This window comes from Serratia ureilytica, from assembly GCF_013375155.1.
Taxonomy (GTDB): Bacteria; Pseudomonadota; Gammaproteobacteria; order Enterobacterales; family Enterobacteriaceae; genus Serratia; species Serratia ureilytica.
The window spans coordinates 455,933-477,824 of record NZ_JABXOF010000001.1; the positions used below are offsets into that span (position 1 = coordinate 455,933).

Annotated in this window: 16 protein-coding genes; 7 read left to right on the top strand and 9 right to left on the bottom strand. The window is 60.6% G+C overall.

All coding sequences use genetic code 11. The annotated features are described in order from the left end of the window. Window positions 1-9: 9 nt before the first annotated feature. Window positions 10-2,289: an ATP-dependent Clp protease ATP-binding subunit ClpA gene (clpA, locus tag HWW83_RS02250; RefSeq protein WP_025302261.1), complete on the top strand. Its 2,280-nt coding sequence runs from the start codon at window positions 10-12 to the stop codon at window positions 2,287-2,289. Between the two features lie 205 nt (window positions 2,290-2,494). Here the strand turns inward: clpA and infA are convergent, their stop codons facing one another. The 6 genes from infA to HWW83_RS02280 all read right to left on the bottom strand — a co-directional run bounded on the left by infA (window position 2,495) and on the right by HWW83_RS02280 (window position 8,892). After that, window positions 2,495-2,713 (bottom strand): translation initiation factor IF-1, encoded by a 219-nt coding sequence (gene infA / locus HWW83_RS02255; protein ID WP_002211347.1) that lies wholly within the window; start codon window positions 2,711-2,713, stop codon window positions 2,495-2,497. Window positions 2,714-2,818: 105 nt separating this feature from the next. Further along, complete coding sequence (gene aat / locus HWW83_RS02260) at window positions 2,819-3,544, bottom strand: leucyl/phenylalanyl-tRNA--protein transferase (protein ID WP_033650663.1); 726 nt, start codon at window positions 3,542-3,544, stop codon at window positions 2,819-2,821. A 29-nt stretch (window positions 3,545-3,573) separates the two neighbouring features. Then, on the bottom strand, window positions 3,574-5,313 hold the full coding sequence (cydC, locus tag HWW83_RS02265; protein WP_103101144.1) for a heme ABC transporter ATP-binding protein/permease CydC: 1,740 nt from the start codon (window positions 5,311-5,313) through the stop codon (window positions 3,574-3,576). A gap of 2 nt (window positions 5,314-5,315) precedes the next feature. Then, window positions 5,316-7,082, bottom strand: a complete 1,767-nt coding sequence (gene cydD / locus HWW83_RS02270; protein WP_069100880.1) for a heme ABC transporter permease/ATP-binding protein CydD — start codon at window positions 7,080-7,082, stop codon at window positions 5,316-5,318. Window positions 7,083-7,321: 239 nt separating this feature from the next. Continuing rightward, the gene (trxB, locus tag HWW83_RS02275; RefSeq protein ID WP_019454557.1) at window positions 7,322-8,293 is read right to left on the bottom strand and encodes a thioredoxin-disulfide reductase; all 972 of its coding nucleotides are present in this window, start codon (window positions 8,291-8,293) and stop codon (window positions 7,322-7,324) included. Between the two features lie 158 nt (window positions 8,294-8,451). Next, window positions 8,452-8,892: a hypothetical protein gene (locus HWW83_RS02280; protein ID WP_129993320.1), complete on the bottom strand. Its 441-nt coding sequence runs from the start codon at window positions 8,890-8,892 to the stop codon at window positions 8,452-8,454. 55 nt (window positions 8,893-8,947) lie between these two features. Here HWW83_RS02280 and lrp point away from each other — a divergent pair, with 55 nt between their 5' ends. The 5 genes from lrp to serS all read left to right on the top strand — a co-directional run bounded on the left by lrp (window position 8,948) and on the right by serS (window position 16,761). After that, window positions 8,948-9,442, top strand: coding sequence for a leucine-responsive transcriptional regulator Lrp (gene lrp / locus HWW83_RS02285; RefSeq protein WP_004928318.1), 495 nt, complete (start codon window positions 8,948-8,950; stop codon window positions 9,440-9,442). A gap of 120 nt (window positions 9,443-9,562) precedes the next feature. Further along, the gene (locus HWW83_RS02290) at window positions 9,563-13,195 is read left to right on the top strand and encodes a DNA translocase FtsK 4TM domain-containing protein (protein ID WP_176588960.1); all 3,633 of its coding nucleotides are present in this window, start codon (window positions 9,563-9,565) and stop codon (window positions 13,193-13,195) included. Between the two features lie 198 nt (window positions 13,196-13,393). Next, window positions 13,394-14,005 (top strand): outer membrane lipoprotein periplasmic chaperone LolA, encoded by a 612-nt coding sequence (gene lolA / locus HWW83_RS02295; protein WP_019454555.1) that lies wholly within the window; start codon window positions 13,394-13,396, stop codon window positions 14,003-14,005. Window positions 14,006-14,072: 67 nt separating this feature from the next. After that, window positions 14,073-15,359, top strand: a complete 1,287-nt coding sequence (locus HWW83_RS02300; protein WP_050594446.1) for a replication-associated recombination protein A — start codon at window positions 14,073-14,075, stop codon at window positions 15,357-15,359. A gap of 109 nt (window positions 15,360-15,468) precedes the next feature. After that, window positions 15,469-16,761, top strand: a complete 1,293-nt coding sequence (gene serS / locus HWW83_RS02305) for a serine--tRNA ligase (protein WP_176588961.1) — start codon at window positions 15,469-15,471, stop codon at window positions 16,759-16,761. A gap of 54 nt (window positions 16,762-16,815) precedes the next feature. Here the strand turns inward: serS and HWW83_RS02310 are convergent, their stop codons facing one another. Beyond that, window positions 16,816-17,181 carry a DUF1801 domain-containing protein gene (locus tag HWW83_RS02310; RefSeq protein WP_033642557.1) on the bottom strand — a complete coding sequence of 122 codons (366 nt, stop codon included), beginning with the start codon at window positions 17,179-17,181 and terminating at the stop codon, window positions 16,816-16,818. A gap of 163 nt (window positions 17,182-17,344) precedes the next feature. Between HWW83_RS02310 and HWW83_RS02315 the strand changes: the two genes are divergently transcribed. After that, complete coding sequence (locus HWW83_RS02315) at window positions 17,345-18,496, top strand: MFS transporter (RefSeq protein ID WP_033642558.1); 1,152 nt, start codon at window positions 17,345-17,347, stop codon at window positions 18,494-18,496. 51 nt (window positions 18,497-18,547) lie between these two features. Here HWW83_RS02315 and pflA read toward each other — a convergent pair whose 3' ends face one another. Beyond that, window positions 18,548-19,288 carry a pyruvate formate lyase 1-activating protein gene (gene pflA, locus HWW83_RS02320; RefSeq protein WP_031299859.1) on the bottom strand — a complete coding sequence of 247 codons (741 nt, stop codon included), beginning with the start codon at window positions 19,286-19,288 and terminating at the stop codon, window positions 18,548-18,550. Between the two features lie 280 nt (window positions 19,289-19,568). Continuing rightward, window positions 19,569-21,851: a formate C-acetyltransferase gene (pflB, locus tag HWW83_RS02325; RefSeq protein WP_004928286.1), complete on the bottom strand. Its 2,283-nt coding sequence runs from the start codon at window positions 21,849-21,851 to the stop codon at window positions 19,569-19,571. Between the last annotated feature and the right edge of the window lie 41 nt (window positions 21,852-21,892).

The window sequence follows — 21,892 nt, forward strand, 5'->3', positions numbered from 1 at the left end:
GAGGTGCTTATGCTCAATCAAGAACTGGAACTCAGTCTCAACATGGCTTTCGCCAGGGCGCGTGAGCACAGACACGAGTTTATGACCGTGGAGCACCTGTTGCTGGCGTTGCTGAGCAACCCTGCCGCGCGAGAAGCGCTCGAGGCATGTACGGTGGATCTGGCCGCGTTGCGCCAGGAGCTGGAAGCCTTCATCGAACAAACCACACCGACGCTGCCCGCTGGCGAAGAAGAGCGCGACACTCAGCCGACGCTCAGCTTCCAGCGCGTGCTGCAGCGCGCGGTCTTCCATGTGCAATCCTCCGGCCGCAGCGAAGTGTCCGGCGCCAACGTGTTGGTGGCTATTTTCAGCGAGCAGGAATCGCAGGCGGCCTATCTGCTGCGCAAGCACGACGTCAGCCGTCTCGACGTGGTGAACTTCATTTCACATGGCACGCGTAAAGACGAGCCGGGCCAAGCGCCGAATGCGGAAAACCCGGTGAACGAAGAGCAGTCCGGAGGGGAAGACCGTATGGAAAACTTCACCACCAACCTCAATCAGTTGGCCCGTGTGGGCGGCATCGATCCGCTGATCGGCCGCGATCGTGAGCTGGAGCGCGCGATTCAGGTGCTGTGCCGTCGTCGTAAAAACAACCCGCTGCTGGTCGGCGAATCCGGCGTGGGCAAGACTGCCATTGCCGAAGGCCTGGCCTGGCGTATCGTGCAGGGCGACGTGCCGGAAGTGATGGCGGACTGCACGCTGTATTCGCTGGATATCGGTTCGCTGCTGGCCGGCACCAAATACCGCGGCGACTTCGAGAAACGCTTCAAGGCGCTGCTCAAGCAGCTGGAACAGGATCAGAACAGCATCCTGTTCATCGATGAAATTCACACCATCATCGGCGCCGGTGCGGCTTCCGGTGGGCAAGTGGATGCCGCCAACCTGATCAAACCGCTGCTGTCGAGCGGCAAGATCCGGGTGATCGGCTCGACCACCTACCAGGAGTTCAGCAACATCTTCGAAAAGGATCGCGCTCTGGCGCGCCGTTTCCAGAAGATCGATATCACCGAACCGACGGCGGAAGAGACCGTTCAGATCATCAACGGCCTGAAGACCAAGTATGAAGCGCACCACGACGTGCGTTATACCGCCAAGGCGATCCGCGCCGCGGTGGAGCTGTCGGTGAAATACATTAACGATCGCCATCTGCCGGACAAGGCGATCGACGTGATCGACGAGGCGGGCGCCCGCAGCCGGTTGATGCCGGCCAGCAAGCGCAAGAAAACCGTCAACGTGGCCGATATCGAATCCGTGGTGGCGCGTATCGCTCGCATCCCGGAGAAAACCGTGTCGGCCAGCGATCGCGACGTGCTGAGAAACCTGGGCGATCGCTTGAAGATGCTGGTATTCGGCCAGGATCAGGCGATCGAAGCGTTGACGGAAGCGATCAAGATGAGCCGCGCCGGTCTGGGCCACGAGCGCAAGCCGGTCGGTTCCTTCCTGTTCGCCGGGCCGACCGGGGTCGGGAAAACCGAGGTCACCGTACAGCTGGCCAAGGCGATGGATATCGAGCTGCTGCGTTTCGACATGTCCGAGTACATGGAGCGGCATACCGTCAGCCGTCTGATCGGCGCGCCTCCGGGCTACGTCGGTTACGATCAGGGCGGGCTGCTGACCGATGCGGTGATCAAGCATCCGCATGCGGTGGTGCTGCTCGATGAGATCGAGAAGGCGCACCCGGACGTGTTCAACCTGCTGCTGCAGGTGATGGACAACGGTACGCTGACCGACAACAACGGCCGCAAGGCGGACTTCCGCAATGTGATCCTGGTGATGACCACCAACGCCGGTGTGCGGGAAACCGAACGCAAGTCGATCGGCCTGGTGCAGCAGGACAACAGCACCGACGCGATGGAAGAGATCAAGAAGGTGTTTACGCCGGAATTCCGCAACCGTCTGGACAACATCATCTGGTTCAACCATCTGTCTACCGAGGTGATCCAGCAGGTGGTCGACAAGTTTATCGTCGAACTGCAGGCGCAGCTGGATGCGAAGGGCGTCTCGCTGGAAGTGAGCGACGAAGCGCGCGACTGGCTGTCGGTGAAGGGCTACGACCGTGCGATGGGCGCTCGTCCGATGGCGCGCGTCATGCAGGAAAACCTGAAGAAACCGTTGGCCAACGAATTGCTGTTCGGTTCGCTGGTGGACGGCGGTTCCGTGAAGGTCGAGCTGGACAAGGACAAGAAACAGCTGACTTACCACTTCCTCAGCGCCGCCAAGCGCAAGGCGGACGAGGGCGCGGTGCACTAAGGCTGCCTTCAGGCAAAGAAAAAGCGATGCTTCGGCATCGCTTTTTTTATGGGTGAGATTCACCGTACAACAGAAACGAGTGAGCCCTCTCAGTTTACCTGCGCACCTGCAACCCGTTGTTTAACGTCGCTGCGGGGGTAAACGGAAAGGGCTCCCGAGGGATTACATCCTCGATGCCGCCAGCGTGTGGCGCGCGGTGAGCCGATTAACGGCTACGGAAGACAATGCGGCCTTTGCTCAGGTCGTACGGGGTCAGCTCTACAGTGACTTTGTCGCCCGTCAGGATGCGGATATAGTTTTTACGCATTTTACCGGAGATGTGTGCGGTTACCACGTGCCCGTTTTCCAATTCAACGCGGAACATGGTGTTGGGCAGCGTATCAAGAACGGTGCCCTGCATTTCAATATTGTCTTCTTTGGCCATCGAATCCTCTAGGTCTAACTACCTTAGTTTTTAACCGGCAAGATAATGCCGAAAAACCCCCATTATGTAAAGATGTGTCGGTGAACATTGCACCGTTTCCATCAATTAGTTTACTGGATAGGGCGGTTCAACCGGCTGTGGGGATATGACTTGCGGCTCCCAGCACGCCGGTGCCAAAGGCCGCCGTTGAAGGGTGCTGAGCTGCTGCAAGAATTGACGGCGCGGAATTTCACGCGCGCCAAGGCGGGCAGTGTGAGCGTTCAGCACCTGGCAGTCAATCAATTCCCCGCCATAAGCGGCAAAATGGCGGCAAAAGGCCATCAATGCGCATTTTGAGGCGTTGGTGACGCGGCTGAACATCGATTCGCCGCAGAACAACGCGCCCTGCGCCACGCCGTACATGCCGCCAACCAGTTGATCATCCTGCCAGACCTCCACCGAGTGCGCGTAGCCGAGGCGATGCAGATGCTGATAGGCGCGCTGCACCTCCGGGCCGATCCAGGTGCCTTCATCCGGCCGGTGGGCGCAGGCGGCGATCACCGCGGCGAAGTCGTGATTGAGCGTGATGCGAAACGGATCGTGGCGCAGAAAGCGTTTCAGGCTGCGGTTAAGATGAAACTCGGCCGGGAACAGCACCGCACGCGGGTCGGGCGACCACCACAGGATGGCCTCTCCCGGCGAATACCAGGGGAAGATGCCGCGCTCATAGGCCGCCAGCAGCCGCGGCGCCGTGAGATCGCCGCCGATCGCCAGCAGGCCATTGGGATCGCGCAGGGCGCCCTCAGGCGAGGGAAACGCCAGCGACTGGGGGGAAAGCTTAACGATGCGCATACAGGGTCTCTGCGTCCTCTACGGGCCGATTAAGGCGCCAGGTTGCTGATACGGTTGCGAAAGCGGGCATAGCGGCCCTGCTGGCGCATCAGGTCCGCGTGATTGCCCTGTTCGACAATCCGGCCGTCGTCCATCACGCAAATGCGGTCGAGATGTTCCAGGCCGTACAGGCGGTGCGTCACCAGGATCAGCGTCTTGCCCTGACAATGCCGGCGCAGCAGCGCCAGGATCTGCTGCTCGGTTTCGGCGTCCAGTCCTTCGGTCGGTTCGTCAAGCAGCAGCAGCGGGGCCGGATGCAGCAGCGCGCGGGCGATGCCCAGCCGACGCTGTTCGCCGCCGGACAGCTGCCGGCCGCCTTCGCCGAGCCAGGCGTTCAGCCCGCCGTCGCTGTCCAGCAATTTGCCCAGCCCCACCTGCTGCAGTACGTCACTCAGGCGAGCGTCGTCGGCATCCGGTGCGGCCAGCCGCAGGTTTTCCCGCAGCGTATCGCTGAAGATATGCACTCGCTGGCTGACGACCGTGGTCATTCGGCGCAGCGTGGTTTCATCATAATCCTCCAGCGGTTCGCCGTTGAGCAGAATTTTTCCGCCGTCGGTGCGCCAGGCGCGGGTCAGCAGCTGCAGCAGGGTGGACTTGCCGCAGCCGGTGCGGCCGAGCAAGGCGATGTGTTCGCCGGCCGCCACCTCAAGCGTGACGTCGCGCAGCACCGGCTGCGGCTGATCGGGGTAGGTGAAACTCAACTGCTGCAGGCTGAGCTGTGCCCGGTCGGCAGCGGCCGGGCCGGCGGCAGGGAAGGTGACTTCCGGTTGGCGATCGATGATCTGTTTGACCCGCGTGGCGGAGGCGATCACCTGACCGAGATGCTGGAAGGCGCCGGCCACCGGCATCAGCGCTTCGAACGACGCCAGCGCGGCGAAGACAAACAGCGCGATCAACGCGCCGGGTTGGGTATCGCCGCCGATGCCCGCAGCGGTCAGCCACAGCAGCAGCGTCACCGTCAGCCCGCTGGCGAGGATCATCAGCGCCTGCGCCTTGCCGCTCAGCGAGGCCTGCTGCCACTGGCGGCGTTGCCACCGCTGTTCGGTGGCGTTCAGCGTCTGGCGGAAGTCGTTGACGGCGCCGAACACCACCAGTTCCGCCTGCCCCTGCAGCCAGGCGGTCAGGTCGGTGCGGTATTGACCGCGCAGCGCGGTGAGTTGGCCGCCGATCGGTTTGCCGGCGCGATAGAACACCGGCGGCACCAGCAGCAGCAGCAGCAGCAGAATGCCGCCCAGCGTCAGGGCGAGTGCAGGATCCAGCCAGCTCAGGCCGTAAGTGACGACCAGGATCACCACCGCCGCGCTGATCAGCGGCGAGATCACCCGCAGATAAAGGTGATCCAGCGTGTCCACGTCCGCTACCAGGCGGTTGAGCAGGTCGGCCTGGCGGAAACGGGCGATGCCGCCCGGCGTCAGCGGCAGGATCTTGCTGAAGGTGAACACCCGCAGGTGCGACAGCACGCGGAAGGTGGCGTCGTGGCTGACCACACGCTCGGCGTAGCGCCCGGCGGTGCGGAAGATCGCCGCGCCGCGCACGCCGGCGGCGGGCAGCATGTAGTTGAAGGTTAGCAGGCCCGCCAATCCGGCCAGCGAAGAGGCGGCCAGGAACCAGCCGGAGAGCGCCAGCAGGCCGATGCTGGCCAGCAGGGTGACGATCGCCAAAATGATGCCCAGGCTAATCAGCAGGCTATGGCGGCGATACAACGCCAAAAACGGCAGCAACACGCGCATGATTAAAGCTCCCCGCGGCGGTGGGCGATCAGAGTGGCGAACAGGCCCGGTTGGGCGCTGAGGGTGGCGTAATCGCCCTGTTGCACGATACGCCCGTTATCCATCACCCAAATCTGATCGTAGTCTTCGGTATCTTCCAGCTGATGCGTCACCAGCAGGGTGGTTTGTTGATGCGAAGCGGCATTCAACGCCTGCATCACCCGTTGTTCGCTATGGGCATCGAGGCTGGCGGCCGGTTCATCGAGCAGCAGCAAGCGGCGCGGGCCGATCAGCGCCCGGGCGACCGCCACGCGCTGCGCCTGGCCGACCGACAGGCGGGCGGCGTTATCGCCCACTTCGGTGTCGAGCCCCTGCGGCAGATACGGCAACAGCTCGCTGACGTAGGCGTGTTCCACCGCCTGCTGCAGCTGCGCTTCGTCGGCCTGCGGGCAGCCCAGCAGGATATTGGCGCGCAAGGTTTGCGCCGGCAGGTGCGGGTTTTGCCCGACCCAGCTCAGCTGCTGCCTCCAGTTCTCTGCGGACAGGTCACGCAGTTCGATGCCGTTGACGGTCAACGATCCACGGTAGGGCAGGAAGCCGAGCAGCAGATTGAGCAGCGAACTTTTGCCGGCGCCGCTCAGCCCGACCAGCGCCACGCGCTGCTGCGGTTGCAGGGTGAAACTCAGCGGCCCGGCCAGCAGCACGCCGTTCGGCGACAGAATTTCCAATTCGTTCGCCTGTAGCGTCAGCGGTTGCTCGGCGGGCAACTTCCGCGTGCCGTTGCCCATCTGCTCGCCTTCGGCGCTGAGGAAGGTTTCCAGCGCTTCCGCCGCGCCGACCGCCTGCGCCTTGGCATGATAGAAGGTGCCGAGATCGCGCAGCGGTTGGAAGAACTCCGGCGCCAGAATCAGCACCAGAAAACCGGAAAACAGCGTTACGCCGAGGCCATAGCTGCCGAAGTTGAGTTCGCCGAGGTAAGAAAAGCCAAAATACACCGCCACTACGGCGATGGAGATCGACGCGAAGAACTCCAGCACGCCGGAGGAGAGGAAGGCCATGCGCAGCACTTCCATGGTGCGGCTGCGGAAGTCTTCGGAGGATTTGGCGATCTGCGCGGTTTCGGCCTGCGCGCGGTCGAACAGCCGCAGGGTGTCCAGGCCGCGCAGGCGGTCGAGGAAGTTACCGCTCAATCGCGCCAGCGCCACAAAGTTGCGGCGGTTGGCGTCGGCGGCCCCCATGCCCACCAGCGCCATAAACAGCGGGATGAGCGGTGCGGTCGCCAACAGAATCAAACCGGCGGCCCAGTTGATCGGGAAGACGGCGATCAAGATCAGCAGCGGGATAAACACCGCCAGATACATCTGCGGCAGATAGCGCGAGTAATAGTCCTGCATATCCTCGATCTGTTCGACGATGATGCTGGTCCAGCTGCCCGCCGGTTTGCCCTGGATCCAGGCCGGCCCGAGCTGCTGCAGCTTATCCAGCACCTGCCGGCGCATGCGCTGGCGGATCACCTGCCCACACAGAAAACCGACCCGTTCCCGCAGCCAGCTCAGCAGCGCCCGCAGCGCGAACGCGATGGCCAGCCAGATAAACGAAGGGATCAGTTGCTCACGCGGGGTGTGTTCGATGATCAGGGCGTGCAGCAGGCTGGCCAGCAGCCACGCCTGCGCCACGATCAGCAGGCCGCTGAACAACCCCAACAGCATGGAAAGGCGCAGCCAACGCTGCGCTAACGAACTCTGGGTTTTAAGCCAACGGGTTAACTGTTGCTGTCTGGTTTTTTTCATCAGATATGCGTCTGCGTCGCCGGCGCCCGTTTGTTACGGGCTGGGTTAACGTACTGTTAAATAATAGTGTTTGGCGCAATCGGCGACAAACAAGCGAGGCCTCATGTTACCTCGTGACCCGGCAGACTGAAAAGAATAAAGCGGGCAAATATGGCTATAACAGATGGGAGGGAGAGATTGCTGAACCCAGAAACAAAAAAAGCGGCTCGAGAGCCGCTTTTGCCGATGATGAAAACGTCTTAGCAGACTTCTGCGCCGGCGATGCCGTCCAGATAACGCTCTGCGTCCAGCGCCGCCATGCAGCCGGTGCCGGCGGAGGTGATCGCCTGGCGGTAGATGTGATCCATCACGTCGCCCGCGGCGAAGACGCCGGGGATAGTGGTTTGGGTCGCATTGCCGTGAATGCCGGACTGCACCTTGATGTAGCCGTTTTCCAGCTCCAGCTGACCGCCGAAGATGCCGGTGTTCGGGCTGTGGCCGATGGCGATGAACACGCCGGCCAGTTCCAGCTCACGGGTTTCGTTCTCCGCTTTGGTGCTGCGGATACGCACGCCGGTCACGCCCATTTCATCGCCCAGCACTTCGTCCAGCGTATGGTCGGTGTGCAGCACGATGTTGCCGCTCTTCACTTTTTCCATCAGCCGGTCGATCAGGATTTTCTCCGAACGGAAGCTGTCGCGACGGTGGATCAGGTGAACCTCGGCGGCGATGTTTGACAGGTACAGCGCTTCTTCAACGGCGGTATTGCCGCCGCCGACCACCGCGACTTTCTGGTTGCGGTAGAAGAAACCGTCGCAGGTTGCGCAGGCGGAAACGCCTTTGCCCTTGAACGCGTCTTCGGAAGGCAGGCCAAGATAGCGGGCGGAGGCGCCGGTCGCGATGATCAGCGCGTCGCAGCTGTATTCACCGCTGTCGCCGAACAGGCGGAACGGACGCTGCTGCAGATCGACGCTGTTGATGTGGTCGAAGACGATTTCAGTCTGGAACTTCTCCGCGTGCTCGCGCATGCGCTCCATCAACGCCGGGCCGGTCAGGCCTTCGGCGTCGCCGGGCCAGTTTTCCACTTCGGTGGTGGTGGTCAGCTGGCCGCCTTGTTCCAGACCGGTGATCAGCACCGGGTTCAGGTTGGCGCGCGCCGCGTAGACGGCGGCGGTGTAACCGGCCGGGCCGGAACCCAGAATCAGTAATTTGCTATGTTTAGCCGTGCCCATGAATAACCTCTTTATTCCACAATGGCGGACAATGAAGCCGATTGTAGGGAAAATGGCGCAGTAAAAAAAGCGCCGGGCGACGTTGTTAACGATTTGTATGATAGTTGTCGCCTATTAATGCATCCGTTGTCGGTAAATCGGTCGTCGAACGCAGAAATTTAACTTATCAAAGCCGCATTCGGCCAGCGAATCGCCAACCGTGCAAAAACGGCGCACTCTGCGGCTTCCGCCGCTCCCGACCGGGGTTTATCAGCCAGCGATTCATAATCAAAAATGGGATGCAGACTTTTCATGACGGTACGTTGTTCTGATTTTGCTTCTTTTACTTTGACAATCCGCTGCGCATTTGCGAAAACATCATAGGAAGAAGAAATTATCCCCGTAACACCAGCAAATCGTACGTATTTGCGCCGCAAGGCGACGATACGCAGCGGGAGTGCGGAGCAGGGCGCGCAAGCGTTTGCTGATTTTTTCTCGACCGAAACATCGTTGCCGGCGCTGCGCGGAGTTGGACAGACAGGCTGCGCGGCGTGGAATGATGGTAGTGAAGAAGCACATGACAGGCATCGGGTCTTCGCTTGGAACGAACCCTTACACATTGACGTTGGCTAGGGTGTGGCAAGTGCACGGAAGAAAATAAGAGAGACAATAATAATGGCAGACAACAAGAAACGCCCGGGTAAAGATCTTGACCGTATCGACCGCAACATCCTGAATGAGCTGCAGAAGGATGGGCGTATTTCGAACGTCGAGCTTTCGAAGCGCGTGGGGTTATCCCCGACACCATGTTTGGAACGCGTGCGCCGTCTCGAGCGCCAGGGTTTCATTCATGGCTATACCGCATTGCTGAACCCGCATTATCTGGATGCGTCCCTGCTGGTTTTCGTGGAGATCACGTTGAACCGCGGCGCGCCGGATGTGTTTGAGCAATTCAACTCGGCAGTGCAGAAGCTTGAAGAGATTCAGGAGTGTCATCTGGTTTCCGGCGATTTCGACTACCTGTTGAAAACCCGCGTACCGGACATGTCGGCTTACCGCAAATTGCTGGGCGAAACCTTGCTGCGTTTGCCGGGGGTTAACGACACCCGTACCTACGTAGTGATGGAAGAAGTGAAACAGAGTAACCGTCTGGTTATCAAAACACGGTAAGGTGCAGGTGCAAAACCTGATTAAATTGGTTACACTCCTGTTTATTCATACAGTTTCGGCGCCGGGGCAGTTTCTCGGCGCTGTTGCTATGTCAGCTAACAGGAACCTGGAGAGCCTTTCTTGAGCCAGGAATATACAGAAGATAAAGAAGTTACCCTGAAAAGACTCAGCAGTGGCCGGCGTTTGCTGGAAGCTGTGCTTATCGTGGTAGCGATTTTTGCCGTTTACCTCATGGCTGCGCTGGTCAGTTTCAACCCGTCTGACCCAAGCTGGTCGCAGACCGCGTGGCATGAGCCGATTCACAATCTGGGCGGCGGTGTCGGGGCCTGGTTGGCCGATACGCTGTTCTTCACCTTCGGGGTGCTCGCCTACGCGATACCGCCGATCATGCTGGTCCTGTGCTGGGCGGCTTATCGCCAACGCAGCAACAGAGACTACATCGACTATTTCGCGCTTTCCCTGCGCCTGATCGGCACCCTGGCGTTAGTGCTCACCTCCTGTGGGTTGGCGGCGCTGAACGTTGACGATCTGTATTACTTCGCCTCCGGCGGCGTGATCGGCAGCCTGCTGAGCAACGCCATGTTGCCGTGGTTCAACGGCATCGGCGCTACGCTGGCGCTGCTGTGCGTATGGGCGGCGGGGTTGACGCTGTTTACCGGTTGGTCCTGGCTGGTGATCGCCGAGAAGATCGGCGGGGCGGTGTTGGGTGTTGCGACGGTGATGACCAATCGCTCACGTCGCGAAGAGCGCTATTTCGAAGATGACGAGCGTTACGTTGACGACGAGCCTGAGCAGGCAGGGAAGGGCGCCGCCGCAGCGGTTGCCGCGACCGCCGCCGGAGCCGCGGCCGCCGATGACGACGTGCTGTTCTCCGCGCCTTCGGTTACCGAAAGCGCCAAAGCGGCGGCGGAAGACGCCGCCGATCCGTTGCTCAGCGGCCTGCGCGCCGACGATGGTGAGCTTGAAGCAGAAGCCGCACCCAGCGCGCCGGTGGCTTCGCCTGCACCGGTGGTGAAGGCAGAGATCCACGAGCCCGTCGCAGCGCCGATCGCCGCTCAGGCGCCGTCGGTAACGGTGGCGCCGGCCGCGCCGGCCTCGGTCAATCAGCACCCGGTAAGTGCGCCGGCGCAAGACGCTACGCCGCCGCTGTATTCCTTCGAGATCCCGGAAGAAACGCCTGCGCCTAAGGCGACGCGTCCCGTCGACCCTTATCGGGACGACGATGAGCCGCGCCTTGGCAACTGGCAAGAGCCGGCTGCGCCGCAGCCGCCGGCGCGTTCTCCCTTTGATTTTACCGCCGCACAGCGTGACAGCGTTGACATCGGCAGTTCGAGCGGTTTCAGCGCCACCGGCGCCAAACCGCAGCCGGATACGGAGGCAGCCGCTGCTGCGGGCGTTGCGGCGGCGACCTTTATGCCGGCCTTCACGGCGACCAGCGACGGCAATCCGCAGGTTAAGCAGGGCATCGGTCCTGAGCTGCCGCGGCCGAACCCGGTGCGCATCCCGACCCGTCGCGAGCTGGCTTCCTACGGTATCAAGCTGCCTTCGCAGCGTGCGGCCGAACAGGAACAGCGCCAGACAGAGGCGGAGCCTCAACAGCTGACGGCGGCGAACCCGCAGGAAGAAGAGGCGCTGCAAGAAGCCGCGCTGCGCCAGGCGTTCGCCGAGCAGCAAAGCCAGCGCTACGGCGAAAGCTACGCGCCGGAGCAGGATGATGAACAGGCTCAGCAGGAGGCTGAGCTTAGCAAAGCGTTCGCCGAGCAACAGAGCCAGCGTTACGGCGAAGACCAGCAGGACGACGAAGCGGCGCGGCAAGAGGCTGCGCTGCGTCAGGCATTCGCCGAGCAGCAGCAGGCGCGTTATGGCCAGCAAGAGCCTGCTCCGCAGGCGCCGGCCGCCAGTCCGGTCGATACCCGCAATGCTTTCAGCTTCTCGCCGATGGCGGATCTGGTGGACGATGGTCCGAGCGAGCCGATGTTCACGCTGTCGCCGCAGCTTGAAGAGCGCATTGAACTGGAAAGCGAACAAGAGGACGACGTGCCGTTCGGCCAGTTTGAGCCTGCGGCGCCGGCTGCTCAACCTCAGCAATCGCACCCGCAGCCTCAACAATACCAGCAGCCGTCGCAGCAGCAATATCAGCATCAGCAGCCGCAGCAACAGCCGCAGGTGCAGCAGCCTCAGCAACCTCAGGCCGAGCAGCATCCGGCGATGGACAGCTTGATTCACCCGTTCCTGATGCGCAACGATCAGCCGCTGCAGAAACCGACCACGCCTCTGCCGACGCTGGATCTGCTGACCGAAGCGCCGAAAGAAGTGGAGCCGGTCGATTCCTTCGCGCTGGAGCAGAAAGCACGCCTGGTGGAGGCCAGCCTGGCCGATTATCGCGTGAAAGCCGACGTGGTGGACATCCTGCCGGGGCCGGTCATCACCCGCTTCGAGCTGGATCTGGCGCCGGGCGTTAAAGCGGCGCGCATTTCCAACCTGTCGCGCGATCTGGCGCGCTCGCTGTCGACTTCGGCGGTGCGCGTGGTGGAAGTGATCCCCGGTAAGCCTTATGTCGGTCTGGAGCTGCCGAACGCCAAGCGGCAAACGGTATACCTGCGCGAGGTGCTGGATTGCCCCGCCTTCCGAGACAACCCGTCGCCGCTGTCCATCGTATTGGGTAAAGACATCTCCGGCGAGCCGGTGGTGGCCGATCTGGGCAAAATGCCGCACTTGCTGGTCGCCGGTACCACCGGCTCCGGTAAATCGGTCGGGGTCAACGCCATGATCCTGAGCATCCTGTATAAAGCCACGCCGAAAGAAGTGCGCTTTATCATGATCGACCCGAAAATGCTGGAGCTGTCGGTTTACGAAGGCATTCCGCACCTGTTGACCGATGTGGTCACCGACATGAAAGACGCCGCCAATGCGCTGCGTTGGTGCGTGGGTGAAATGGAACGCCGCTACAAGCTGATGTCTGCCCTGGGCGTGCGTAACCTGGCTGGCTACAACGAGCGAGTCGATCAGGCCGAAGCGATGGGGCGCCCGATCCCGGATCCGTTCTGGAAGCCGACCGACAGCATGGACATCACGCCGCCGGTATTGGAGAAAGAGCCGTACATCGTGGTGATGGTCGACGAATTCGCCGATCTGATCATGACGGTCGGCAAGAAGGTCGAAGAGCTGATCGCTCGCCTGGCGCAGAAAGCGCGTGCGGCGGGTATCCACCTGGTGCTGGCGACCCAGCGTCCGTCGGTGGATGTGATCACGGGTCTTATCAAGGCCAACATCCCGACGCGTATCGCCTTTACCGTGTCGAGCAAAATCGACTCCCGCACCATCCTCGATCAGGGGGGCGCCGAGTCCTTGCTGGGTATGGGTGACATGCTCTATCTGGCGCCGAACTCCTCAATTCCGGTGCGCGTACATGGCGCATTCGTGCGCGATCAGGAAGTGCACGCGGTGGTCAAGGATTGGAAAGCGCGCGAGCGGCCCCAATATAAAGAGGGTATTCTCAGCGGCGGCGAAGACGGCGAGGGCGGTGCCGGCGGCGGAATGGACGGTGACGAAGAGCTGGATCCGTTGTTTGACCAGGCGGTGGATTTCGTGGTGGATAAACGCCGCGCCTCCATCTCCGGCGTGCAGCGCCAGTTCCGCATCGGTTATAACCGCGCGGCGCGCATCATCGAACAGATGGAAGCGCAGGGCATCGTCAGCGAGCAGGGGCACAACGGCAACCGCGAGGTGTTGGCGCCGCCTCGGCACGATTGATGGTCGTTTAGCCATTGCAATTCAATAAGAAAGGGCCGCTTAAGCGGCCCTTGTGCAAAGAAGCGTAAACCCGTTTCTTCTCGGAACATTGGCCTACCGGCCGATCGCCGGCTTCGGGTAAAGTAAGCGGGTAAAGGGTTGATTTGACCCGCACGGCGTCGCCCTGCGGTTAACGCATTTCATAAGGTATCTGGAATAATGAAAAAACTGTTAGTTGCCTGCTGTCTGCTTTCGGGATTCGCTTCTACCTCCGTGCTGGCCGATGCCGCACAGGATCTGCAAAGTCGCCTGGCGAAGGTGAACAGTTTCCACGCCAGCTTCTCACAAACCGTGACCAGCGCCGACGGCGCCGCGGTGCAACAGGGGGAAGGCGAGCTGTGGGTGAAGCGGCCAAACCTGTTCAACTGGCACATGACGTCGCCCGATGAGAGCGTGCTGGTATCCGATGGCCAGACCCTGTGGTTCTATAACCCGTTCGTCGAGCAGGTGACGGCGACCTGGCTGAAGAACGCCACCGGCAATACGCCGTTTATGCTGATCACCCGCAATAATGCCAGCGACTGGAAACAGTACAACGTGAAGCAAAAGGGCGATGATTTTGAGCTGACGCCGAAGTCCGCCAGCGGCAACCTGAAGCAGTTCGCCATCAGCGTGACCAACAGCGGTACCATTCGCAGCTTCGCTGCGGTGGAGCAGGATGGCCAGCGCAGTTCCTACACGCTGAAAAGCCAGCAGAACGTCGCCGCCGATCCGGCCAAATTCAAATTTACCCCGCCGAAGGGGGTGACGCTGGACGACCAGCGCCAGTGAGGTGCAAGTGAGTAATAATCTGTCGCTCGATTTTTCCCAGAACGAGTTCCAGCCGTTGGCCGCGCGTATGCGGCCGACCACGCTGGCGCAGTATATCGGCCAGCAGCATCTGCTGGCCGCCGGCAAGCCGCTGCCGCGCGCCATCGAGGCCGGGCAGCTGCACTCGATGATTTTATGGGGGCCGCCGGGCACAGGGAAGACGACGCTGGCAGAGCTGATCGGCCGTTACGGTCAGGCGGACGTCGAACGGATCTCCGCCGTGACCTCCGGGATCAAGGAGATCCGCGAGGCGATCGAGCGGGCGCGGCAAAACCGCGACGCCGGCCGTCGCACTATTCTGTTCGTCGATGAAGTGCACCGCTTCAACAAAAGTCAGCAGGACGCCTTCCTGCCGCACATTGAAGACGGCACTATCACCTTTATCGGCGCCACTACCGAAAACCCTTCGTTCGAACTGAACTCGGCGCTGCTGTCGCGCGCCCGCGTCTATTTGTTGAAGGCGCTGACCGCCGAAGACATCGGCCAGGTGCTGGATCAGGCGATGAACGACAAGGCGCGCGGTTTTGGCGGCCAGAACGTCGAGCTGCCGGCGGAAACGCGCCGCCTGCTGTCGGAGCTGGTGGGGGGCGATGCGCGCCGGGCGCTGAACAGCCTGGAAATGATGGCGGACATGGCGGAACTCGACCCCAAAGGCGTACGGGTGCTGACGCCGGAGCTGCTGAAGGAGGTGTCGGGCGAGCGCAGCGCGCGCTTCGACAACAAGGGCGACCGTTATTACGACCTGATTTCCGCGCTGCATAAATCGGTGCGTGGTTCGGCGCCGGACGCCGCGCTGTACTGGTATGCGCGCATCATTACCGCCGGCGGCGATCCGCTCTATGTGGCGCGCCGTCTGTTGGCGATTGCCTCTGAAGACGTGGGCAACGCCGATCCGCGCGGCATGCAGGTGGCGATCGCCGCCTGGGATTGTTTCACCCGCGTGGGGCCGGCGGAGGGCGAGCGCGCCATTGCGCAGGCGATTGTTTACCTGGCCTGCGCGCCGAAAAGCAACGCGGTTTACACCGCGTTCAAGGCCGCCATGCGCGACGCCAAAGAGCAGGCCGATTATGACGTGCCGGAGCATTTGCGCAACGCGCCGACCAAGCTGATGAAGGAAATGGGGCTGGGGGCGGAATACCGTTACGCTCACGACGAACCCAACGCCTACGCCGCCGGCGAGAACTACTTCCCGCCCGAAATGGCCAACACGCGCTACTATCAACCGACCTCGCGCGGGCTGGAAGGGAAAATCGGCGAAAAGTTGGCATGGCTGGCTGAGCAGGATCAAAATAGCCCGACAAAACGCTACCGCTAGCGTGGCCGTTGCGGTAAGGTTAGCGGGTATCACTCTTCTTTTATGCGGCTATAAATCAGCCGCATAGAACAACAACACTTCTTTCAATAACAACAAGCACAGGATTAGCATGCTCGATCCCAATCTGCTGCGTAATGAGCTAGACGCAGTCGCCGTCAAACTGGCTCGCCGAGGCTTTAAACTCGATCTGGATCTGCTGCGTTCGCAGGAAGAACGCCGCAAAGTTCTGCAGGTAGAAACTGAAACGCTGCAAGCGGAACGCAACTCCCGATCGAAATCCATCGGCGCGGCCAAAGCGCGTGGGGAAGACATCGAGCCGCTGCGTCGCGAAGTGAACGAGCTGGGTGACAAGCTGGATGCCGCCAAGGCGGAACTGGATGCGCTGCAGAGCGAGATCCGCGATTATGCCCTGACGCTGCCTAACCTGCCGGACGACGCCGTGCCGGACGGTAAAGACGACAGCGAAAACCTGGAAGTCACCCGCTGGGGTGAACCGTGCCAATACGACTTCGCGGTGCGCGATCATGTCGATCTGGGCGAAATGGCCGGCGGGCTGGATTTTGCCGCCGCGGTTAAGCTGACCGGTTCGCGCTTCGTGGTGATGAAAGGGCAAATCGCCCGCATGCACCGCGCGCTGTCCCAGTTCATGCTGGATCTGCACACCGAACAGCACGGCTACCTGGAGGCCTACGTGCCTTACCTGGTCAACCACGCCACGCTGTACGGCACCGGCCAACTGCCGAAGTTCGGCGAAGACCTGTTCCATACCCGCCCGCTGGAAGAAGAAGCCGACAGCAGCAACTACGCGCTGATCCCAACGGCGGAAGTGCCGCTGACCAACCTGGTGCGCGACGAGATCGTGGAAGAGGAAACTCTGCCGCTGAAGATGACCGCGCACACGCCATGCTTCCGTGCGGAAGCCGGTTCTTACGGCCGTGACACCCGCGGTTTGATCCGTATGCACCAGTTCGACAAGGTCGAAATGGTGCAGATAGTCCGTCCGGAAGATTCGATGGATGCCCTGGAAGAGCTGACCGGACATGCGGAGAAAGTGCTGCAGCTGCTGAACCTGCCTTACCGCAAGGTGCTGCTGTGCACCGGCGACATGGGCTTCGGCGCCTGCAAGACCTACGATCTGGAAGTGTGGCTGCCGGCGCAGAACACCTACCGCGAGATCTCGTCCTGCTCCAACATGTGGGACTTCCAGGCGCGCCGCATGCAGGCTCGCTGCCGCAGCAAGGCCGACAAGAAGCCGCGTCTGGTCCACACGCTGAACGGCTCCGGCCTGGCGGTCGGCCGTACACTGGTAGCGGTGCTGGAAAACTACCAGCAGGCCGACGGTCGCATTCAGGTGCCTGAAGTGCTGCGTCCTTATATGGGCGGCCTGGAATACATCGGTTAAACGGCAAAGCATTTGAAAAAAGCGCCTGCGGGCGCTTTTTTTTATGTTGGAAATTCAGTCTGTCGCCAGCGCGTAGGCCTGTTTAATGTAGTCCGCCAGGTGCTTGCTTTTCACTTCGGCGGGCGTGTGGAGCTTGATGTGCCGCCGATATTGGCCGTTGCCTTCAAGTTGCTGATAGCGATCTTCCAGTCGGTGCCCTTGGCCGAATTCCACCGTGACGTGATTGCGGTAGGCGAAAACGCCGCAGAAAAATTGAGTATGCGAGAACATGATGCCGCCGTATTTGACCGATTCGGTGATGCCACTGCCGCTCGCCGTGGCGACCCGACGCACCTGTTGTACGATCTCCAGCAGCTCACCGTGCGTGCTGCCGATGTCTGCCAGCAAGGTCTCGACCGCCGCATTATTTGCCTGAATCATCTCGCTTCTCCGTCGTTAAATCCGCTCTGCGCTGAGCATAGCGCTTTTTCAGCCGCTTAGCCGGAAACAAATCGTGCGCTGGAATGATAAGAGGCGATTGACTTTTTTATCGCCAGTGGCATGATGCGCGCACTCTCATTGCGCGTTCGGTCACAATTTCACTATGTCCGCTTACTCCCGCCCGGTGCTCTTATTGCTCTGCGGCCTCTTGCTGCTCACGGTATCCATTGCCGTTTTGAATACGTTAGTGCCGCTTTGGTTAACCCATGCTCAGCTGTCGACCTGGCAAGTGGGTATGGTCAGCTCCTCTTATTTCAGCGGCAACCTGTTGGGCACGTTGGTAGCGGGCAAACTGATCCAGCGCGTTGGCTTCACCCGCAGCTATCATCTCTCTTGTTTGCTGTTCGCCGCCGCGACCGCCGGCATGGTGCTGTCGATCGATTTCTGGAGCTGGCTGGGCTGGCGCTTCTTCGCCGGCGTCGGGTGTGCCTGGATCTGGGTGATCGTGGAGAGCGCGCTTTTGCGCAGCGGCAATTTGAGCAACCGTGGCCAGCTGCTGGCGGCCTATATGATTGTCTATTACCTCGGTACGGTGACCGGCCAGTTACTGTTGAGCATGACCTCGACCGAATTGCTGCACGTGGTGCCGTGGGTGACCGCGATCGTGATCAGCGCCATGCTGCCGATGCTGTTTGCGCGGGTCAACCGCCATGAAGACGAGCCGCAGCAGGCGGCGGTATGGACAATGTTGAGACGCCGCAGCGCGCGCCTGGGCATCAACGGCTGCATCATCTCCGGCATCGTGCTCGGCTCGCTGTATGGCCTGATGCCGCTGTATCTCTCTCATCAGGGCATGAGCGACGCTAACGTCGGCTACTGGATGGCGCTGTTGGTCAGCTCCGGCATCGTCGGCCAATGGCCTGTCGGGCGCCTGGCCGATCGTTACGGGCGCCTGCTGGTGCTGCGCATTCAGGTGTTTGTGGTGATCCTCGCCAGCGTGGCGATGCTCGGCAACTACGCCATGGCGCCTTCACTGTTCATCCTCGGCTGCGCCGGCTTTACCCTGTATCCGGTGGCGATGTCCTGGGCCTGTGAGAAGGCAATGCCGCACGAACTGGTGGCGATGAACCAGGCGCTGCTGATGAGTTATACCATCGGCAGCTTGCTGGGCCCATCGATGACGGCGCTGCTGATGCAGAACTATTCCGACCGCGTGCTGTTCGTGATGATAGCCGCCGTGGCGTTGGTTTACCTGCTGATGCTGCTGAAAAAGCAGAAGCCGGATCGCCATCACACGCCGTTCGCCGCCGCCTGAGCATAAAAAAAAACCGGCCATGAGCCGGTTTTTTCTTTGGCGCTGCGTCAGTCAGTAAATCACTTTGTGGCCGTAGCTTTCCAGGATGCCTTTGACGCGATCCATGGTCTCGGCCTTCGGCGGATGTACGCCGTCCAGTTTGTACTCTTCCCCCATCGCTATCCATTTGTGCTTGCCCAGCTCGTGGTAAGGCAGCAGCTCGATTTTCTCGATGTTGGTCATGTCTTTGGTGAACTCGCCCAGCAGGTGCGCCGATTTATCGTCGTCTGACCAGCCCGGCACCACCACGTAACGGATCCAGGTGCGCTGGTTGCGTTTCGCCAGATAGCGGGCGAATTCCAGCGTGCGGTGGTTGGAGACGCCGACCAGATTCTGGTGGATCTCGTCGTTCATCTGTTTCAGATCCAGCATCACCAGATCGGTGGTGTCCAGCAATTCGTCGATCACCGGATCGTAGCGGCGCACGAAGCCATTGGTGTCCAGGCAGGTGTTGATGCCTTCGGCATGACAGGCGCGGAACCAGTCGCGCACGAATTCAGCCTGCAGGATCGCCTCGCCGCCGGACGCGGTCACGCCACCGCCGGAAGCGTTCATGAAGTGGCGGTAGGCCACCGCGTCTTTCATCAGCTCTTCGACGGTCACTTCTTTGCCGCCGTGGGTGTCCCAGGTGTCACGGTTATGGCAATAGAGGCAGCGCATCAGGCAGCCCTGGAAGAAGACGATAAAGCGGATCCCGGGCCCATCGACGGTGCCGCAGGATTCGAAGGAGTGGATGCGACCAGTTACTGACATTGCGGGGTTTTCTCCAATATGGACTGTCAAACGCAGTCTAAAAATAGGCGCGTGGCCGCCGGCCAGGTATCTGCGATGCAGCGGCGGGGGATCCGCCACCGGGGGTAATGATGCCTGTCGGCCGGTCAGTTGCCGGATAACTGTTTTGCCGGCTATCCATTCAGTATAGATGTCCGGCAAAACAGACTCGCACAGAGTCAGGGGAGAGCGGTGGGAGAAAAGGGCCGGCAGAACCGGCCCCGACGTTGGCACCGGGCGGTTTCCCGCCCGGTCGGCGTTATTACATCGTTTGAGTGAAGGTACGAGTAATGACGTCCTGCTGTTGCTCTTTGGTCAGCGAGTTGAAGCGCACGGCGTAACCGGAAACGCGGATGGTCAGCTGAGGGTATTTCTCAGGATTTTCCATCGCATCCAGCAGCATTTCGCGGTTCATTACGTTGACGTTCAGATGCTGGCCGCCCTCGATGGAGGCTTCATGGTGGAAGTAACCATCCATCAGGCCTGCCAGGTTGGCTTTACGCACGTCGTCGTCTTTACCCAGCGCGTTAGGCACGATGGAGAAGGTGTAGGAGATCCCGTCTTTCGCGTAGGCAAACGGCAGTTTGGCTACCGAGGTCAGGGAGGCGACTGCACCTTTCTGATCGCGACCGTGCATCGGGTTGGCACCTGGACCGAACGGTGCGCCTGCGCGGCGGCCATCCGGGGTGTTACCGGTTTTCTTGCCGTACACCACGTTGGAGGTGATGGTCAGTACGGACTGAGTCGGTACCGCGTTGCGGTAGGTGCGCAGTTTCTGAATTTTCTTCATGAAACGTTCCACCAGGTCGCAGGCGATGTCATCGACGCGGGCGTCGTTGTTACCGAACTGCGGATATTCGCCTTCCACTTTGAAGTCGATAGCCAGGCCGTCTTCGTCGCGAATGGTGGTGACTTTCGCGTACTTGATGGCGGACAGGGAGTCGGCCGCAACGGACAGACCGGCGATGCCGCAAGCCATGGTGCGATAAACGTCACGGTCATGCAGCGCCATCAGCGCAGCTTCGTAGCTGTACTTGTCGTGCATGTAGTGAATGATGTTCAGCGCGGTCACGTACTGCTTGGCCAGCCAATCCATAAAGTGGTCCATGCGGGCCATGACTTTGTCATAGTCCAGCACTTCGTCCATCATCGGCGCTTCTTTCGGGCCGACCTGCATTTTCAGTTTCTCGTCAACGCCGCCGTTGATGGCGTACAGCATGGTTTTCGCCAGGTTGGCGCGGGCGCCGAAGAACTGCATTTGCTTACCGACGATCATCGGGCTGACGCAACAGGCGATGGCGTAGTCATCGTTGTTGAAGTCAGGACGCATCAGGTCGTCGTTTTCGTACTGTACGGAAGAGGTGTCGATGGACACTTTCGCCGCGAATTTCTTGAAGTTCAGCGGCAGCTTCTCAGACCACAGGATGGTCATGTTCGGCTCCGGAGACGGCCCCATGGTGTACAGGGTGTTCAGGAAGCGGAAGCTGTTTTTGGTGACCAGGGTACGGCCGTCGACGCCCATACCGGCCAGGGATTCGGTCGCCCAGATTGGGTCGCCGGAGAACAGTTCATCGTACTCAGGGGTACGCAGGAAGCGCACCATACGCAGTTTCATCACCAGGTGGTCGATCAGTTCCTGCGCTTGCTCTTCGGTCAGTTTGCCCGCCTTGATGTCGCGTTCGATGAACACGTCGAGGAAGGTGGACACGCGGCCGAAGGACATGGCGGCGCCGTTCTGGGATTTCACCGCGGCCAGGTAGCCGAAGTAGGTCCACTGCACCGCTTCTTGGGCGCTGGTGGCCGGGCCGGAGATGTCGTAACCGTATTTGGCGGCCATCTCTTTGATCTGAGCCAGAGCGCGATGCTGTTCAGCGATCTCTTCGCGCAGCTGGATGGTCATTTCCAGGTCTTCGCCGTTTTCCAGTTTTTCCTGCAGCGATTTGAACTGGTTCAGCTTGTCGGCCATCAGGAAGTCGATGCCGTACAGCGCCACGCGGCGGTAGTCGCCGATGATGCGGCCACGGCCGTAAGCGTCTGGCAGACCGGTCAGCACGCCGGATTTACGGCAGTTCAGGATGTCTTTGGTGTAAACGTCGAATACGCCCTGGTTGTGGGTTTTACGGTATTCGGTGAACACTTTTTTCAGCTGCGGATCCAGTTCGCGGCCGTACACTTTGCACGAACCTTCGACCATTTTGATGCCGCCGAACGGGATCAGCGCGCGTTTCAGAGGGGCGTCGGTCTGCAGACCCACGATGGTTTCCAGCTCTTTGGCGATGTAACCCGCGTCGTGAGAAACGATGGTTGAAGCAACGTTGGTGTCGAAATCAACCGGCGCATGAGTGCGGTTTTCCAGTTTGATCCCTTCCATAACCTTGTCCCACAAGGTGGTGGTGGCTTGAGTTGCGCCAGCCAGGAAGGATTCGTCACCTTCATAAGGCGTGTAGTTTTTCTGGATGAAGTCACGAACGTTGACTTCATTCTGCCAGTCACCCTTGCTGAAACCTTCCCAAGCGTTGGCTAATTTCTCGTTAAGTTCGGTCATTGTACACCTACCTTTGATTGTGGATTTCTAACTCTGCGCGC

What these genes read in the sequence shown, in the direction of transcription:
- clpA (WP_025302261.1), top strand. Translation starts at nt 10, where the DNA reads ATGCTCAATCAAGAACTGGAACTCAGTCTCAACATGGCTTTCGCCAGG.
- infA (WP_002211347.1), bottom strand. Translation starts at nt 2,713, where the DNA reads ATGGCCAAAGAAGACAATATTGAAATGCAGGGCACCGTTCTTGATACG.
- aat (WP_033650663.1), bottom strand. Translation starts at nt 3,544, where the DNA reads ATGCGCATCGTTAAGCTTTCCCCCCAGTCGCTGGCGTTTCCCTCGCCT.
- cydC (WP_103101144.1), bottom strand. Translation starts at nt 5,313, where the DNA reads ATGCGCGTGTTGCTGCCGTTTTTGGCGTTGTATCGCCGCCATAGCCTG.
- cydD (WP_069100880.1), bottom strand. Translation starts at nt 7,082, where the DNA reads ATGAAAAAAACCAGACAGCAACAGTTAACCCGTTGGCTTAAAACCCAG.
- trxB (WP_019454557.1), bottom strand. Translation starts at nt 8,293, where the DNA reads ATGGGCACGGCTAAACATAGCAAATTACTGATTCTGGGTTCCGGCCCG.
- HWW83_RS02280 (WP_129993320.1), bottom strand. Translation starts at nt 8,892, where the DNA reads ATGTGTAAGGGTTCGTTCCAAGCGAAGACCCGATGCCTGTCATGTGCT.
- lrp (WP_004928318.1), top strand. Translation starts at nt 8,948, where the DNA reads ATGGCAGACAACAAGAAACGCCCGGGTAAAGATCTTGACCGTATCGAC.
- lolA (WP_019454555.1), top strand. Translation starts at nt 13,394, where the DNA reads ATGAAAAAACTGTTAGTTGCCTGCTGTCTGCTTTCGGGATTCGCTTCT.
- HWW83_RS02300 (WP_050594446.1), top strand. Translation starts at nt 14,073, where the DNA reads ATGCGGCCGACCACGCTGGCGCAGTATATCGGCCAGCAGCATCTGCTG.
- serS (WP_176588961.1), top strand. Translation starts at nt 15,469, where the DNA reads ATGCTCGATCCCAATCTGCTGCGTAATGAGCTAGACGCAGTCGCCGTC.
- HWW83_RS02310 (WP_033642557.1), bottom strand. Translation starts at nt 17,181, where the DNA reads ATGATTCAGGCAAATAATGCGGCGGTCGAGACCTTGCTGGCAGACATC.
- HWW83_RS02315 (WP_033642558.1), top strand. Translation starts at nt 17,345, where the DNA reads ATGTCCGCTTACTCCCGCCCGGTGCTCTTATTGCTCTGCGGCCTCTTG.
- pflA (WP_031299859.1), bottom strand. Translation starts at nt 19,288, where the DNA reads ATGTCAGTAACTGGTCGCATCCACTCCTTCGAATCCTGCGGCACCGTC.
- pflB (WP_004928286.1), bottom strand. Translation starts at nt 21,851, where the DNA reads ATGACCGAACTTAACGAGAAATTAGCCAACGCTTGGGAAGGTTTCAGC.